Source organism: Peterkaempfera podocarpi (assembly GCF_042466665.1).
GTDB lineage: Bacteria > Actinomycetota > Actinomycetes > Streptomycetales > Streptomycetaceae > Peterkaempfera > Peterkaempfera podocarpi.
Genome location: NZ_CP162102.1, coordinates 159,948 through 173,023 on the forward strand (window position 1 = coordinate 159,948; position 13,076 = coordinate 173,023).

Below are 13,076 nucleotides of genomic sequence, written 5' to 3' on the forward strand. Positions count from 1 at the left end.
AAGGCGTCGTCCCACCGCGCCGCTCTCGGTGCCGGCTGGTGATCTGCCACTGCACCGCGCTGCTCTCGGCGCCGGCTGGTGGTCTGCTACTGCATTCGAGGAGGTCACACTCCTTCGCGCCCGGCGGCAACGGGCCACTGGAGTGGTCTGCGGCGACGACGGGGCCTGTATGCAGCGCGGGTCCGCGGAACCGGCCCCGCATCGGCGTTTAATCGCACCACAGATCCAGAACGCCGGATGCGGAGAGCGCTGACGGGCGCAGCTCTGCGAACCATCCCCCCGTTTGAGGGAAGAGTGCATTGAGCGACAGAACGACCTTGCCGACACCATCCGGTCCCTACCTGGACGAGGGGCTGCTGCCCGCCGACTTCTACACCCATGAGGACCTGCTGTCGGACCGGGAGCGGGAGCGGATCGAGTCCATCCGCGAGTTCCTCCGCACGCAGGCCGCCCCGGTTGTCGACGACTACTGGGCGCGGGCCGAGTTCCCGTTCCAGCTGGTCGAGGGGTTCGGGAGGCTCGGTCTGATGGACTGGGCCGACCCCGACTCCCCTGAGGCGCGGCCGAGCAACCTCCTCGCGGGCTTCATCGCGCTGGAGTTCGCGCACGCCGACGCGTCCTTGGCGACGTTCTTCGGTGTGCACTCGGGGCTGGCCATCGGCACCATCCTCGCCTGCGGCTCCGAGGAACAGCGCCGGCGGTGGCTGCCGGCGATGAGCCGCCTGGAGAAGATCGGCGCCTTCGCGTTGACCGAGCCGCACGGCGGATCCGACGTGGCCGGCGGCCTGCGGACGACTGCACGCCGCGAAGGGGACGAGTGGGTCCTCGACGGAGCGAAGCGGTGGATCGGCAACGCCACGTTCGCCGACCTGGTCGTCGTCTGGGCCCGTGATGCCGAGACGCAGCACGTGCTCGGCTTCGTGGTGGAGAAGGACACCCCCGGGTTCACCGCGACGAAGATCGAGAACAAGATGGCGCTGCGGATCGTGCAGAACGCCGACATCGTGCTCGACGGCTGCCGCGTTCCGGAGGCCAACCGGCTGCAGAACGCGAACTCGTTCAAGGACACGGCCAAGATCCTGCGCCAGACGCGCAGCGGGGTGGCGTGGCAGGCGGTGGGCGTGATGTTCGGCGCCTACGAGATCGCCCTGCAGTACGCCAAGGAGCGCGAGCAGTTCGGGCGCCCGATCGGGGGATTCCAGCTCGTTCAGGACCTGCTGGTGAAGATGCTCGGCAATGCCACGGCCTGCTGCGCGATGGTGACGCGCCTGGCCCAGTTGCAGGACGCCGGGGTCTACCGGGACGAGCAGTCCGCGCTGGCGAAGGCCTACTGCACCGTGCGGATGCGGGAGAACGTGGGCTGGGCGCGGGAACTGCTGGCCGGTAACGGCATCGTCCTGGACTACAAGATCGGCCGCTTTGTCGCCGACGCCGAGGCGCTGTACTCCTACGAGGGCACCCGGGAGATCCAGACCCTGATCGTCGGACGTGCCGTGACCGGCGGCCTGAGCGCCTTCGTGAGGTGACCGCGATGACCACCGAATCCGTCTTCACCCATCTGAAGGTCCTCGACGTCTCGAGCTTCATCGCGGGACCGGCAGCAGCCACCGTGCTCTCCGACTTCGGGGCGGACGTCATCAAGGTCGAGCCGCCCGGAAAGGGCGACCCCCAGCGGGGGCTCAGCTCCGTGCCCCCCAGTCCCCGGGCCCAGGCCAACTACGGCTGGCACCTGACCAACCGCAACAAGCGCGGCATGGTCATCGACCTCAAGGCGCCGGCAGCCGTCGGAATCCTGCGGCGCCTGGTCGAGTGGGCCGACGTGGTGATCACCAACTTCCCGCACGGCACCCGCGAGAAGCTGCACCTCGGCTACGAGGAGGTGTCGGCCTGGAATCCGAAAGTCGTCTACGCGGACATCACCGGCTTCGGGGACGCCGGCCCCGACAGCGGGCAACCGGGCTTCGATCTGACCGCCGCCTGGTCGCGCAGCGGCCTGCTGGCCTCCACCCGGGACGCGGGGGCCCCGCCGACGGTACCGGTCTGGGGCAGCGGCGACTACATGTCGGCGATCGCGATCTACGCCGCGATCGTGACCGCCCTGTACCGCCGCGACCGGACCGGTCAGGGGGCCAGCGTCGGGACGTCGCTGCTCGCCGCAGGCGTCTGGGCCACGGGGACACTCGTGGCCGGCGCGCTCGCCGGCGGCACGCCCTTCGAGCTGCACGACCGCAAAGCGCCGGCGAATCCGCTGATCAACCCCTATCAGACCGCGGACGGTGAGTGGTTCATGCTGGTCGCCTCGCCCCGGCACTGGCCAGGACTGACGCGGGCCATCGGCCACCCCGAACTCCTCGAGGATGCCCGGTTCGCGGACATCGAGGGCTTCGTCCGCAACTCCGCCGCGCTGACCGAACTGCTCGACGCCGAGTTCCGCTCACAGCCCTTCGCCCACTGGAAGGACGCCCTGACCCACGAACGCGTCACCTACAGCCTCATTCAGACACCGGAGGAGGCCGCGCAGGACCCGCAGCTGCGCGCGAACGACATCGTCGTACCGCTGGAAGGAGTGAGCGGGCTGGAGTTCACCATCAACAGCCCGGTCACCCTGCGAGGCGTCGCGAAGGTCCCGGCAAAGCGGGCCCCGGACCTCGGCGAGCACAACGACGAGATCCTCGCCGAGTTGGGATTCGGGCCCGCCGAGATCGCCGAGCTGCGCGCGCAGGGAGCGATCCCCGGCCCGGCGCAGACGGAGGCACCGTGATGAGCACGGCGTCCGAGGCAGCCGAGGTGGTGCTCCACGAACGGCACGGCGGCGTGCTGACCATCACCCTCAATCGCCCCGCGCAGAAGAACGCCGTGAACCGCCAGGTCGCGGAGCAGCTCGCAGCGGCTGTGGATCTGCTCGACGCGGACCCGCAGCTGTCGGTCGGCGTGCTCACCGGCGCGGGCACGGTGTTCAGCGCGGGCATGGATCTGAAGGCGTTCGCCCAGGGCGAGCTGCCGGTGCTCCCCGGCCGGGGATTCGGCGGACTCACCCAGGCGGTGGTGGCAAGCCGCTGATCGCGGCGGTCGAGGGCTGGGCGCTCGGCGGTGGCTTCGAGATGGTGCTCGCCTGCGATCTGATCGTCGCGGCGCAGGACGCCCGGTTCGGGCTCCCCGAGGTCACGCGGGGTCTCGTGGCGGCGGCGGGCGGACTGGTCAGGCTGCCACGGCGCCTCCCCTACCACGTGGCCGCACGGGTACTGCTCACCGGAGAGCCGCTGACCGCGGCCGACGCCGAGAAGTACGGGCTCGTCAGCGAGCTGACCCCACCGGGCGGCGCGCTGGACGCGGCCCGGGAGCTGGCCGGGCGCATCGCGCGGAACGCACCGCTGGCGCTGGCTGCCGTCAAGGACGTCCTGCGCGAGACCCAGAGCCTGAACGAGAGCGACGCCTTCGAACGTCAGGACCAGCTCACAGGCGGGCTGTTCAGCAGTGAGGACGCGCAGGAAGGCGCGCGGGCGTTCGCCGAGAAGCGTGCCCCTGTCTGGCACGGCCGCTGATGCCCGGCATGTCACCGGTCTGGGTCCCACCTGCACAGCCCGCGTCCGACTCCCAGGAGCAGTGACCAGCCATGAGTACGCACCAACCCGTCCAGCGCGTGGCGATCGTCGGGACCGGCACCATCGGTGCGAGCTGGGCGACGCACTATCTCGCCCGCGGCTTCGAGGTAACGGCGACCGATCCCTCGCCCACCGCGGAGGCGGCCCTGCGGTCGTTCGTGGAGGCGGCCTGGGACGGGGCCGCCTCCGTCGGGCTCGCACCCGGGGCCTCGCCCGATCGCCTGAGCTTCACCGCGGACCTGCCTCAGGCCGTCGCGGACGCCGACTTCGTCCAGGAGAACGCGCCGGAGCGCCCGGACCTCAAGGTCCGGCTGTTCGCCGACATCGACGACGCGACGCCGCCGGAAACGATCATCGCGTCGAGTTCGTCGGGCATCACGATGAGCGTCATCCAGGCCCAGTGCCGGCGTCCGGAGCGGACGGTGATCGGCCATCCCTTCAATCCACCGCACATCATTCCGCTGGTCGAGGTCGTCGGCGGGACGAGGACCGCCCCGGAGACGATCCGGGACGCCATGTCGTTCTACGCGGCGATCGGGAAGAAGCCGATCCACCTCAAGAAGGAGCTTCCCGGGCACGTCGCCAACCGTATCCAGGTCGCGCTGTACCGCGAGGTCGTGTACCTGGTCCAGGAGGGGGTGCTCGATGTGGCGGACTCCGACGACGCGGTCTGCTGGGGGCCGGGGCTCCGATGGGGCGTGATGGGCCCACACATGCTGTGGCACCTCGGCGGCGGAGAAGGCGGCATCCAGCACTTCATGGACACCCTCATGCCGCGGATGGTGGAGTCCTGGCAGAAACTGGGCACTCCCGAGTTCACGCCCGCACTCCAGGAGACCATCGTCAATGGCGTTCTGGAGGAGGCGGGCGGCCACGCGGTCGAGGACCTGGCCGCCCGGCGCGACGCGATGCTCGCGGGGCTGCTGGCTGTCCGCGCCCAGCACGACCGGCCGGCCCGCCGAGCGCCTCGGCCGGCCCGTCGGGGCCCGAGCGCCCCTGAGGCGCCTCCTGGAACAGCGCTGTGTGACGCCACCCGGCGGATCTCGACGGATCGGACCACGGAGATCCTTGTTCCACGGGTCGGCCATACCGGCATCGCTCGCGCCGTGCCGCCGCCCGGAACGGCGCTCCCGGCCGTGCCGGGGGCACAGCGACCACGAGCGATGTCGACAGCCCCGGTTCTTGATCATGGCCAAGGCCTTCGTGCGGTGAAGCCGTCCCCGGCTTCACCGCACGAAGGCCTTCTCGTCGAGCGGCTGAGGGTGTCCGGGCTGGGCAAGTGGCCCGGTCGCGCGCACGTCCCGGCTTGGACAGGCCATCGGCCGGTTTGACGCAGGTCACCCGTTGGAGCCGGCTTGCGCGGCGTTCGCCGAGGCGGGCCTCTGCCTTCGCCTTGCGTTCGGACGGATCGGCGCCGTAGGTGAGCGGGGCTGTGACGGCCTGCCGGGGTGCACCGAGAGGCAGGAGGTTGCCGTGGACCGGCAACCTCCGGGCAACCTGCCATCTCCCCCGCCTCCCCGGCTGTCGAGCGGCCGCTCCCGGGGCTGGGGACTATCCGGGGGCCGGGCATTGCGGGGAGCTTGTATAGTTGAATCCTAAACGACATGGAGGTGCAGTCGGATGCAGTTCGGGATCTTCAGCGTCGGCGATGTCACGCCGGACCCCACCACGGGGCGGACGCCCACCGAGCACGAGCGGATCAAGGCCATGGTCGCGATCGCGCTGAAGGCCGAAGAGGTCGGACTCGACGTCTTCGCGACCGGTGAGCACCACAACCCTCCCTTTGTGCCGTCCTCGCCGACCACCATGCTCGGGTACATCGCGGCGCGCACCGAGCGGCTGATCCTGTCCACCGCGACCACGCTGATCACCACCAACGACCCGGTGAAGATCGCCGAGGACTACGCGATGCTCCAGCACCTGGCCGAGGGCCGGGTCGACCTGATGATGGGCCGCGGCAACACCGGCCCGGTCTATCCGTGGTTCGGCCAGGACATCCGCCAGGGCATCCCGCTCGCCGTCGAGAACTACGCGCTGCTGCGCCGGCTGTGGCGGGAGGACGTCGTGGACTGGCAGGGCCGGTTCCGCACCCCCCTCCAGGGCTTCACCTCCACCCCTCGCCCGCTCGACGGCATACCCCCGTTCGTCTGGCACGGCTCGATCCGCAGCCCCGAGATCGCCGAACAGGCCGCGTACTACGGCGACGGCTTCTTCCACAACAACATCTTCTGGCCCGCCGAGCACACCCGGCGGATGGTCGACCTCTATCGCGAGCGCTTCGCCCACTGGGGCCACGGCACCCCCGAGCAGGCCATCGTCGGCCTGGGCGGACAGGTCTTCATGCGCAGGAACTCCCAGGACGCGGTACGCGAGTTCCGCCCGTACTTCGACAACGCCCCGGTCTACGGCCACGGGCCGTCCCTGGAGGAGTTCACCGAGCAGACCCCGCTGACCGTCGGCTCCCCGCAGCAGGTCATCGAGCGGACCCTTTCCTTCCGCGACTCCGTGGGCGACTACCAGCGCCAGCTGTTCCTGATGGACCACGCCGGCCTGCCGCTCAAGACCGTCCTCGAGCAGCTCGACATCCTCGGCGAGGAGGTCGTCCCGGTGCTGCGCACGGAGTTCGCCGCGGGCCGGCCCACCGACGTACCGGACGCCCCGACGCACGCCGGCCTGCTCGCCCGCAGCCAGGCCGCGTCCTGAGCGCCACATGGCGACAGTCCCGCACCCACGCAGAGGAGATCCCATGAAGACCCTCAAGCTCGTCGTCGTCTCGGCAGGCCTCAGCCGGCCCTCGTCGACGCGGCTCCTGGCCGACCGGCTGGCGCAGGCGACCGCTCGGCACCTGGAGGACCGTGAACGCACCGCGGATGTGCAGGTGGTGGAACTGCGCGAACTGGCCGCCGACATCGCCAACCACCTGGTGACCGGCTTCCCCAGCCCCGCCCTGCGCGGCGCCGTCGAGGCGGTCACGGCTGCGGATGGGCTGATCGCCGTCACGCCGATCTTCACGGCCTCCTACAGCGGCCTGTTCAAGTCCTTCTTCGATGTCATCGACGCCACTGCGCTCACCGGCAAACCCGTGCTGATCGCCGCCACCGGCGGCACCGCACGCCACTCCCTCGCCCTTGAGCACGCGCTGCGGCCGCTGTTCGTCCACCTCCGTGCGCTGGTGGTGCCCACCGCGGTCTACGCGGCCACCGAGGACTGGGGCACCGGCGGTGACGACCGGACCGAGGGCATCGCCCAGCGGATCACCCGTGCGGCCGGGGAGCTCGCCGACCTGACAGCAGCCCTGCCCTCGGCCGCCGCCCCGGCGGAAGCCGTCATCCCGTTCGCGCAGCAGCTCGCCGCACTCGGGATCGGCCCGGCCTGACCGCGGCCACGGCCGGCGGGGATCCTCTGGACGGGCCGCAGTCGGCCCGTCCTGGAACCTGGCGGCCGGTCCGGCGCTGGTGGGCCCTTACCAAAGATCCCCGCGACAGCGAACCCGTCAGCGCATGACATCCCGCCCTGCACCAGACCGGTGCGGGTCACATCGCCGCGGCCCTGGACCTCTCGTACGGCGCAGGTCCGGGCCGGAGATGACCGGTCCCCATCGCTTGGGCTGTCGAGGTCCTCGAAGGTGGTCAGTCGACCGATGGCTGTCCCTCGTGTCCGGTCAGCGTGGCGGATCCGCCGGTTCCCGCCCGGCTTCGGCTGCGGCGGGCGCGGGTGGCCAGGCCTGCGGCGAGAGGATCCCATGGACGTAGGCGCGTGCAACCAGAGCTGTTCTGTTGGCGACTCCCCAACGCCGGGACAGGCGCGCGAGGTGGTAGTTGACGCCGTCCGCGGTCAGGCCCACCTCGGCGGCGATCCACGTGCTGGTACCGCCGGCGGCGACCAGGGCGAGGATGCGTGTCTCGATGTCGCTGGCCTGTGCGGGCACCTCTGTCCGCGAGGTGGGCGGGGTGGCCGGCTCCTCGATGGTGTGCACTGTCAGCAGCAGGTTCAGTGGGGCGTCGGGCCCGTTGCCGATCACGACGTCGACGGTCATTGCTCCGCGTCGTTCCACGCCCGCTGCCGGGCACCAGGACACCTCGACCGGATACCGCGCCCTGCGGCGCAGCCGTAGCGCTTCCACGACCGGATCCAGCCGGGTGATCGGACGGAAGAGGCTGAGGGCGGGGCGTCCGACGAGGCGGCCGGCGAACGTGCCCCATTCCGCGGCCATCGCAAGGTTGGCCGTGAGGATGGTGCCCTGCGCGTCGCAGAAGGCCATGGGAAGCGGGACGTGGTCGAACAGCGAGGCGGCCCGGTTTCGCCAGAAGACGGCCTGGCTGCGCCAGAAGTCGACCTGGTCGCTGCCCGGTGGGGGCGGGGTGTTCAGCCCGCCGTCCGACCGATCATCAGGGGTCTCCATCCGCCGCTCCCGCGCTCGTACACCAGGTGCGGAGGGGTTGGCCACCTCAGACGCGCCCGTGCCACTACGAGATCTTGTAGCACTGGGACGGCCCGGGGTATTCCGACGGAGCGAGGGTTGATGAGTGCCGCCCGGCCGAGGGCGACAGTCCCGCGATGATCGACCGCGTCCGGAGTGCGACGGCGACCCGGTCGGCATCGGACAGCCATGACGCCGAGGAACGTTTCCTGCATGAGCCACAAGCGCACCATCCGCCCCCTGATGGGCGACCTGCTCAGCAAGCGCCGCACAGTCGGCCGTGTGGCGGGCCACCTGATCACCCCGCTCCTGATCTGCCTCGGTGTGGGCCTGGCCTATATCGGCGCCTTCCACGCGCCCCAGGCCCGCGCGCACGATCTCAAGGTCGCCGTGGTCGGCACCTCGACGCGCAGCCGGCTCCTGGCCCAGTCGATCAAGGACAAGGCCGGTGACGCGCTGGATGTCACCACCGTGCCCGACCGGGCCGCGGCGAGCCACCAGATCATGGACCGGGACCTGGTCGGCGCATACATACCCAACCCCAAGCACCCCGAGCTGCTGATCGCCAGGGCCAACTCCGGCTCCACCGCCACTGCGGCCGCGGACATCTTCACGGCGGTGGCCGCCACGAAGGACGACCCGCTGAAGGTCACGGACCTGTCGCCGCCGGCCAGTGGCGACCCCAACAATCTGGGCCTGTTCTACGTGCTGATCGCACTGACCATCGGATCCAACATCTGCGCCGTGACCATCAGCACGGCCGGTGCCGCGCTCCGGGCATGGACCCGGGCTGCCATCGGCATCACCACCGCGCTGGTGATGAGCGTCATCGGGGCCGTGCTGGCCGGTCCGGCCTCCCACATCGTCGACCACGGCCTGTGGGGAGTGTGGGCGATGGCCTGGCTGTACACAGCGGGAACCCTCACCGTCGGCATCGGTCTGCACACCTTCCTCAAACGGTTCACGATGCCGGCTCTCATGGTGCTGTTCATCATGCTCAACTTCACCAGTTGCGGCGGCATCGTCGAACCCGAGCTGCAAAACGGCTTCTTCGGCGCACTGCACGCCTTCTGGGACGGCGCGGGCTTCGTCGAGGGCGCCCGGAGCCTGCTCTACTTCGACTCGGCCGGCCTGGCCGGCCGCCTGCTCTCCCTGGCGCTCTGGCTGGTCGCAGGCCTGCTGCTGGTGATCGCGGCTGCGGTGGCCGAGCGGCGCAGCCCCGCTGCGCCCGCAGCCGCCTCCCGGGTCGAGTCGGACACCGACGAGGAGATGAGCGTGGCAGCCGCCGCCTGACCGGGTCCAGTCGCCAGGAGCTTGAGCCCGCCGCTGACCTCATGGGCCTCGCAGGTGCACCAAAGGCCCGACGTTGACCACATGCCGACCCCGGTAGATGCGGACGAGGCACGCCCGGTCGACCTTCGTACGCCTCAGGCTGTGCCATGCCTTGCCCGGCGAAAACCGATCGGTTTACAGTGCGAGGAAACCGATCGGTTTTATCCGTCGACCGAAACGCTGGGAGCAGATCCATGACCGCAATCGCGGGTTCGACCGTCCTCGTCACCGGAGGCAGCCGGGGCATCGGCAAGGCCCTGGTCGAGGCCCTGTACACCCGAGGCGCCAACAAGGTCTACGCCACCGCCCGTGACCCCCGGAGCATCGAACACCCCGACGCGGTTGCGCTGGCCCTGGAGGTCACCGACCCGGCGTCGGTGGCCGCCGCAGCGGAACAGGCCCAGGACGTCACCATCCTGATCAACAACGCCGGCACCGCCATCGAGGCATCGTTCCTGACCTCACCCGTGGACGACATCCGACGCGAGTTCGAGACCAACTTCTACGGCCCCCTGCAGATGACCCGGGCCTTCGTCCCGATCATCGAAGCCAACGGCGGCGGGCACCTGCTCACCGTGCACTCCGTCCTGTCCTGGATCGCCCTCGCCGGTTCCTACAGCGCCTCCAAGGCCGCACTGTGGTCCCAGACCAACTCACTGCGTCTCGGGCTGAAGCCGCGCGGCATCCACGTCACCGGACTGCACGTCGGCTATGTCGACACCGACCTGGCAGCGCACGTCACCGCCCCCAAGACCTCTCCGCACAGCGTCGCGGAGCAGGCGCTGGACGGCATCGAATCCGACGCCTGGGAAGTGCTCGCCGACGAGCGCTCCCGCCAGGTCAAGACAGGCCTGGCGGGAGACCTCGCCACCATGTACCCGCAACTGGCAGGGTGAGGAGCAGTGAGGTACGCCGCGGTCACAGCGTGACCGTGACCGCCAGTTCGGTGCCTTCACCGAGGGCATGCTCCAGCCTGGTGATCCGGCCGGCTGCGCAGAGATCGTCCGCGGCCAGGGCCACGCGTTCCCAGAGTTCGGGTGGTGCGCTGATGGTGGCTGAGGCGACCACGGTGCGCATGGACACCTGCGCTTCCGACTTGGCCTTGCGCACCGCGGCGATCACCTCGGAGGCGGCCTGCAGCACGGTTCGGTCCGCCTCCCCGGCCTGCTGGTGCAACGGGGCGGCGTCGGGCCAGGGCGCGCGGTGGACGGAGCCGTCCTGCCACCAGGACCAGACCTCCTCGGTGACGAAGGGCAGGAACGGCGCGAACAGCCGCACCAGCACCGACAGCGCGGTGCGAAGCGCGACCCGGGCCGAGTCGGTGCCCTGCAGCGAGTGCTCACCGTAGGCGCGGGCCTTGACCAGTTCGACGTAGTCGTCGCAGAAGTGCCAGAAGAACGTCTCGGCCTGCTGCAGTGCCCGCGCGTAGTCGAAGGAGTCAAAGGCCTCGGTGGCCTGCTGGACGGTGCCGGCGAGCTGGGCCAGCATCGCCCGGTCGAACGGCTCGGTGACCGCGCTGGCGTCGGAAGCGGGCTCGCCGATGCCGAGCACGAACTTGCTGGCATTGAGCAGCTTGATGGCCAGGCGCCGGCCGATGCGCATCTGCCCGGTGTCGAAGGCGGTGTCGGTACCGAGCCGAGCACTGGCCGCCCAGTAGCGCACCGCGTCGGAGCCGTGCTGGACAAGCAGATCGGCCGGGGTGACCACGTTGCCCTTGGACTTGGACATCTTCTTGCGGTCCGGGTCGAGAATCCACCCGGAGATCATCGCGTGACGCCACGGCAGCACCTGGTGCTCGCTGTGGGAGCGCACGACGGTGGAGAACAGCCAGGTCCGGATGATCTCGTGGGCCTGGGGCCGCAGATCCATCGGGAAGACCCGTCCGAAGAGGTCGTCGTCGTGTCCCCAGCGGCCGGCGATCTGCGGAGTGAGCGAGGAGGTGGCCCAGGTGTCGAGCACGTCGCTGTCGCCGGTGAACCCGCCCGGCACCCCGCGCTGCTCGGGGGTGTAGCCGTCTGGGGTGTCCGTGCCGGGGTCGACCGGCAGGCGCTCCTCGGCCGGCACCAGCGGCCGGTCCCAGCACGGGTTGCCGTCCCCGTCCAGCGCGTACCAGACGGGAATGGGCACGCCGAAGTACCGTTGCCGGCTGATCAGCCAGTCGCCGTTCAGGCCGCTCACCCAGCTGTCGTAGCGGGTCTTCATGTGGGGCGGGTGCCAGGCGAGTTCGGCGCCGCGCTGCAGCAACTGGTCGCGCAGCCGGTCGTCGCGGCCACCGTTGCGCAGGTACCACTGGCGGGTGCTGACGATCTCCAGGGGCTTGTCGCCCTTCTCGTAGAACTTCACCGCATGCGTGATGGGGCGGGGATCGCCCAGCAACTCGCCGCGCTCCCGCAGCAGACCGACAAGGCGCTCGCGTGCCGTGTGCGGAGTCGCGCCGGCCAGGTGCGCATAGGCGGAACGGGTCTGCTCGCCGTCCAGGCCGGGCGGCGGCTCGGACAGGAACCGGCCGTCCCAGCCGATCACCGGCCGGGTGGGCAGCCGCAGCTCCCGCCACCACACCACATCGGTGGTGTCGCCGAAGGTGCACACCATCGCCAGTCCGGTGCCCTTCTGCGGGTCGGCCAGCCGGTGCGCCAACACCGGCACCTGCACCCCGAACAGCGGTGTGGTGGCGGTCTTGCCGAACAGGGCCTGGTAGCGCTCGTCGTCCGGATGGGCGACCAGCGCCACACAGGCCGGCAGCAGCTCCGGGCGGGTGGTGGCGATCTCCAGGTCCTGACCGTGGGGGCCGCGGAAGACCAGGTGGTGGTAGGCGCCCGGGCGCTCCCGGTCCTCCAGCTCCGCCTGCGCCACCGCGGTACGGAAGGTGACGTCCCACAAGGTGGGAGCCTCGGCGAGATACGCCTCGTCCCGGGCCAGGTTGCGCAGGAACGTCCGCTGGGCCGTGGCACGCGCCGCCGAGCCGATGGTCTGGTACGTCATCGACCAGTCGACCGACAGGCCGAGCCGTCGCCACAGCTCTTCAAAGGCCCGCTCGTCCTCCACCGTCAACCGCTCGCACAGCTCGATGAAGTTGCGGCGGGAGACCGGGATCTGCTCCTTGCCGGGCTTCTCCGGCGGGGTGAAGTGCGGGTCGTAGGGCAGTGAGGGGTCGCAGCGCAGCCCGAAGTAGTTCTGCACCCGCCGCTCGGTGGGCAGGCCGTTGTCGTCCCACCCCATCGGGTAGAAGACCGTCTTGCCGCGCATCCTCTGATAGCGGGCGATGGCGTCGGTCTGGGTGTAGGAGAAGACGTGGCCGACGTGCAGCGAGCCGCTGACCGTCGGCGGCGGGGTGTCGATGGAGAAGACCTCCTCGCGCGGCCTGCTCCGGTCGAAGACATATACGCCGGTCTTGTCCCAGGACCGCGACCACTTCTCTTCCAGCCCCTCCAGGAAGGGCTTCTCGGGCACGTCAGGACGACGAGGCGTAGCTGTCATGCCACGACATGCTAGAGCCGGATCGGCCGCGGAGCCCGCCATTTACCAGGCGGTCCGCGCGCTCACGACGACTGCGAACGGCCGGTGGGCAACCAACTTCCCCACTCGGCCACCCGTGCGTGGAGGGTCGGCAGAGCTGCACCGAGTTGAGGGCAGGGGCCGCAGGCGACTGTATGTCCGTTGCAGTCGACTGGACCCTTGGGTACCTTCTGCGTGCCGTACCGGTGTGGAGCGGCGCCGACGAC

Annotated in this window: 9 protein-coding genes and 1 pseudogene; 8 read left to right on the forward strand and 2 right to left on the reverse strand. The window is 70.2% G+C overall.

The window, feature by feature from the left end:
• Positions 1 to 317 precede the first annotated feature (317 nt).
• The 6 genes and pseudogenes from AB0761_RS00715 to AB0761_RS00740 all read left to right on the forward strand — a co-directional run bounded on the left by AB0761_RS00715 (position 318) and on the right by AB0761_RS00740 (position 6,978).
• Positions 318 to 1,526, forward strand: a complete 1,209-nt coding sequence (locus AB0761_RS00715) for an acyl-CoA dehydrogenase family protein (protein WP_377266856.1) — start codon at positions 318 to 320, stop codon at positions 1,524 to 1,526.
• 5 nt (positions 1,527 to 1,531) lie between these two features.
• Positions 1,532 to 2,761, forward strand: coding sequence for a CaiB/BaiF CoA transferase family protein (locus AB0761_RS00720; RefSeq protein ID WP_377266857.1), 1,230 nt, complete (start codon positions 1,532 to 1,534; stop codon positions 2,759 to 2,761).
• A pseudogene (locus AB0761_RS00725) lies at positions 2,761 to 3,542 on the forward strand (crotonase/enoyl-CoA hydratase family protein). The gene AB0761_RS00720 and the pseudogene AB0761_RS00725 overlap by 1 nt, the downstream one beginning before the upstream one ends.
• A gap of 71 nt (positions 3,543 to 3,613) precedes the next feature.
• A complete protein-coding gene (locus AB0761_RS00730; protein ID WP_377266858.1) occupies positions 3,614 to 4,933 on the forward strand; it encodes a 3-hydroxyacyl-CoA dehydrogenase NAD-binding domain-containing protein in 1,320 nt (439 codons plus the stop codon).
• 289 nt (positions 4,934 to 5,222) lie between these two features.
• Positions 5,223 to 6,305: an LLM class flavin-dependent oxidoreductase gene (locus AB0761_RS00735; protein WP_377266859.1), complete on the forward strand. Its 1,083-nt coding sequence runs from the start codon at positions 5,223 to 5,225 to the stop codon at positions 6,303 to 6,305.
• Between the two features lie 43 nt (positions 6,306 to 6,348).
• A complete protein-coding gene (locus AB0761_RS00740; protein ID WP_377266860.1) occupies positions 6,349 to 6,978 on the forward strand; it encodes an FMN reductase in 630 nt (209 codons plus the stop codon).
• Positions 6,979 to 7,263: 285 nt separating this feature from the next.
• Here AB0761_RS00740 and AB0761_RS00745 read toward each other — a convergent pair whose 3' ends face one another.
• Positions 7,264 to 8,004 carry a LuxR C-terminal-related transcriptional regulator gene (locus AB0761_RS00745; protein WP_377266861.1) on the reverse strand — a complete coding sequence of 247 codons (741 nt, stop codon included), beginning with the start codon at positions 8,002 to 8,004 and terminating at the stop codon, positions 7,264 to 7,266.
• 231 nt (positions 8,005 to 8,235) lie between these two features.
• On the opposite strand from AB0761_RS00745, the gene AB0761_RS00750 reads away from it, so the two are divergent.
• Both AB0761_RS00750 and AB0761_RS00755 read left to right on the forward strand, forming a co-directional pair.
• Positions 8,236 to 9,315: a hypothetical protein gene (locus AB0761_RS00750; RefSeq protein WP_377266862.1), complete on the forward strand. Its 1,080-nt coding sequence runs from the start codon at positions 8,236 to 8,238 to the stop codon at positions 9,313 to 9,315.
• A 233-nt stretch (positions 9,316 to 9,548) separates the two neighbouring features.
• A complete protein-coding gene (locus AB0761_RS00755) occupies positions 9,549 to 10,250 on the forward strand; it encodes an SDR family oxidoreductase (RefSeq protein ID WP_377266863.1) in 702 nt (233 codons plus the stop codon).
• 22 nt (positions 10,251 to 10,272) lie between these two features.
• Here the strand turns inward: AB0761_RS00755 and valS are convergent, their stop codons facing one another.
• The gene (gene valS / locus AB0761_RS00760) at positions 10,273 to 12,831 is read right to left on the reverse strand and encodes a valine--tRNA ligase (RefSeq protein WP_377266864.1); all 2,559 of its coding nucleotides are present in this window, start codon (positions 12,829 to 12,831) and stop codon (positions 10,273 to 10,275) included.
• Between the last annotated feature and the right edge of the window lie 245 nt (positions 12,832 to 13,076).

Bases quoted from the DNA above. Each gene is read 5' to 3' on its own strand.
- AB0761_RS00720 (WP_377266857.1), top strand. From the start codon at position 1,532: ATGACCACCGAATCCGTCTTCACCCATCTGAAGGTCCTCGACGTCTCG.
- AB0761_RS00730 (WP_377266858.1), top strand. From the start codon at position 3,614: ATGAGTACGCACCAACCCGTCCAGCGCGTGGCGATCGTCGGGACCGGC.
- AB0761_RS00735 (WP_377266859.1), top strand. From the start codon at position 5,223: ATGCAGTTCGGGATCTTCAGCGTCGGCGATGTCACGCCGGACCCCACC.
- AB0761_RS00740 (WP_377266860.1), top strand. From the start codon at position 6,349: ATGAAGACCCTCAAGCTCGTCGTCGTCTCGGCAGGCCTCAGCCGGCCC.
- AB0761_RS00745 (WP_377266861.1), bottom strand. From the start codon at position 8,004: ATGGAGACCCCTGATGATCGGTCGGACGGCGGGCTGAACACCCCGCCC.
- AB0761_RS00750 (WP_377266862.1), top strand. From the start codon at position 8,236: ATGAGCCACAAGCGCACCATCCGCCCCCTGATGGGCGACCTGCTCAGC.
- AB0761_RS00755 (WP_377266863.1), top strand. From the start codon at position 9,549: ATGACCGCAATCGCGGGTTCGACCGTCCTCGTCACCGGAGGCAGCCGG.
- valS (WP_377266864.1), bottom strand. From the start codon at position 12,831: ATGACAGCTACGCCTCGTCGTCCTGACGTGCCCGAGAAGCCCTTCCTG.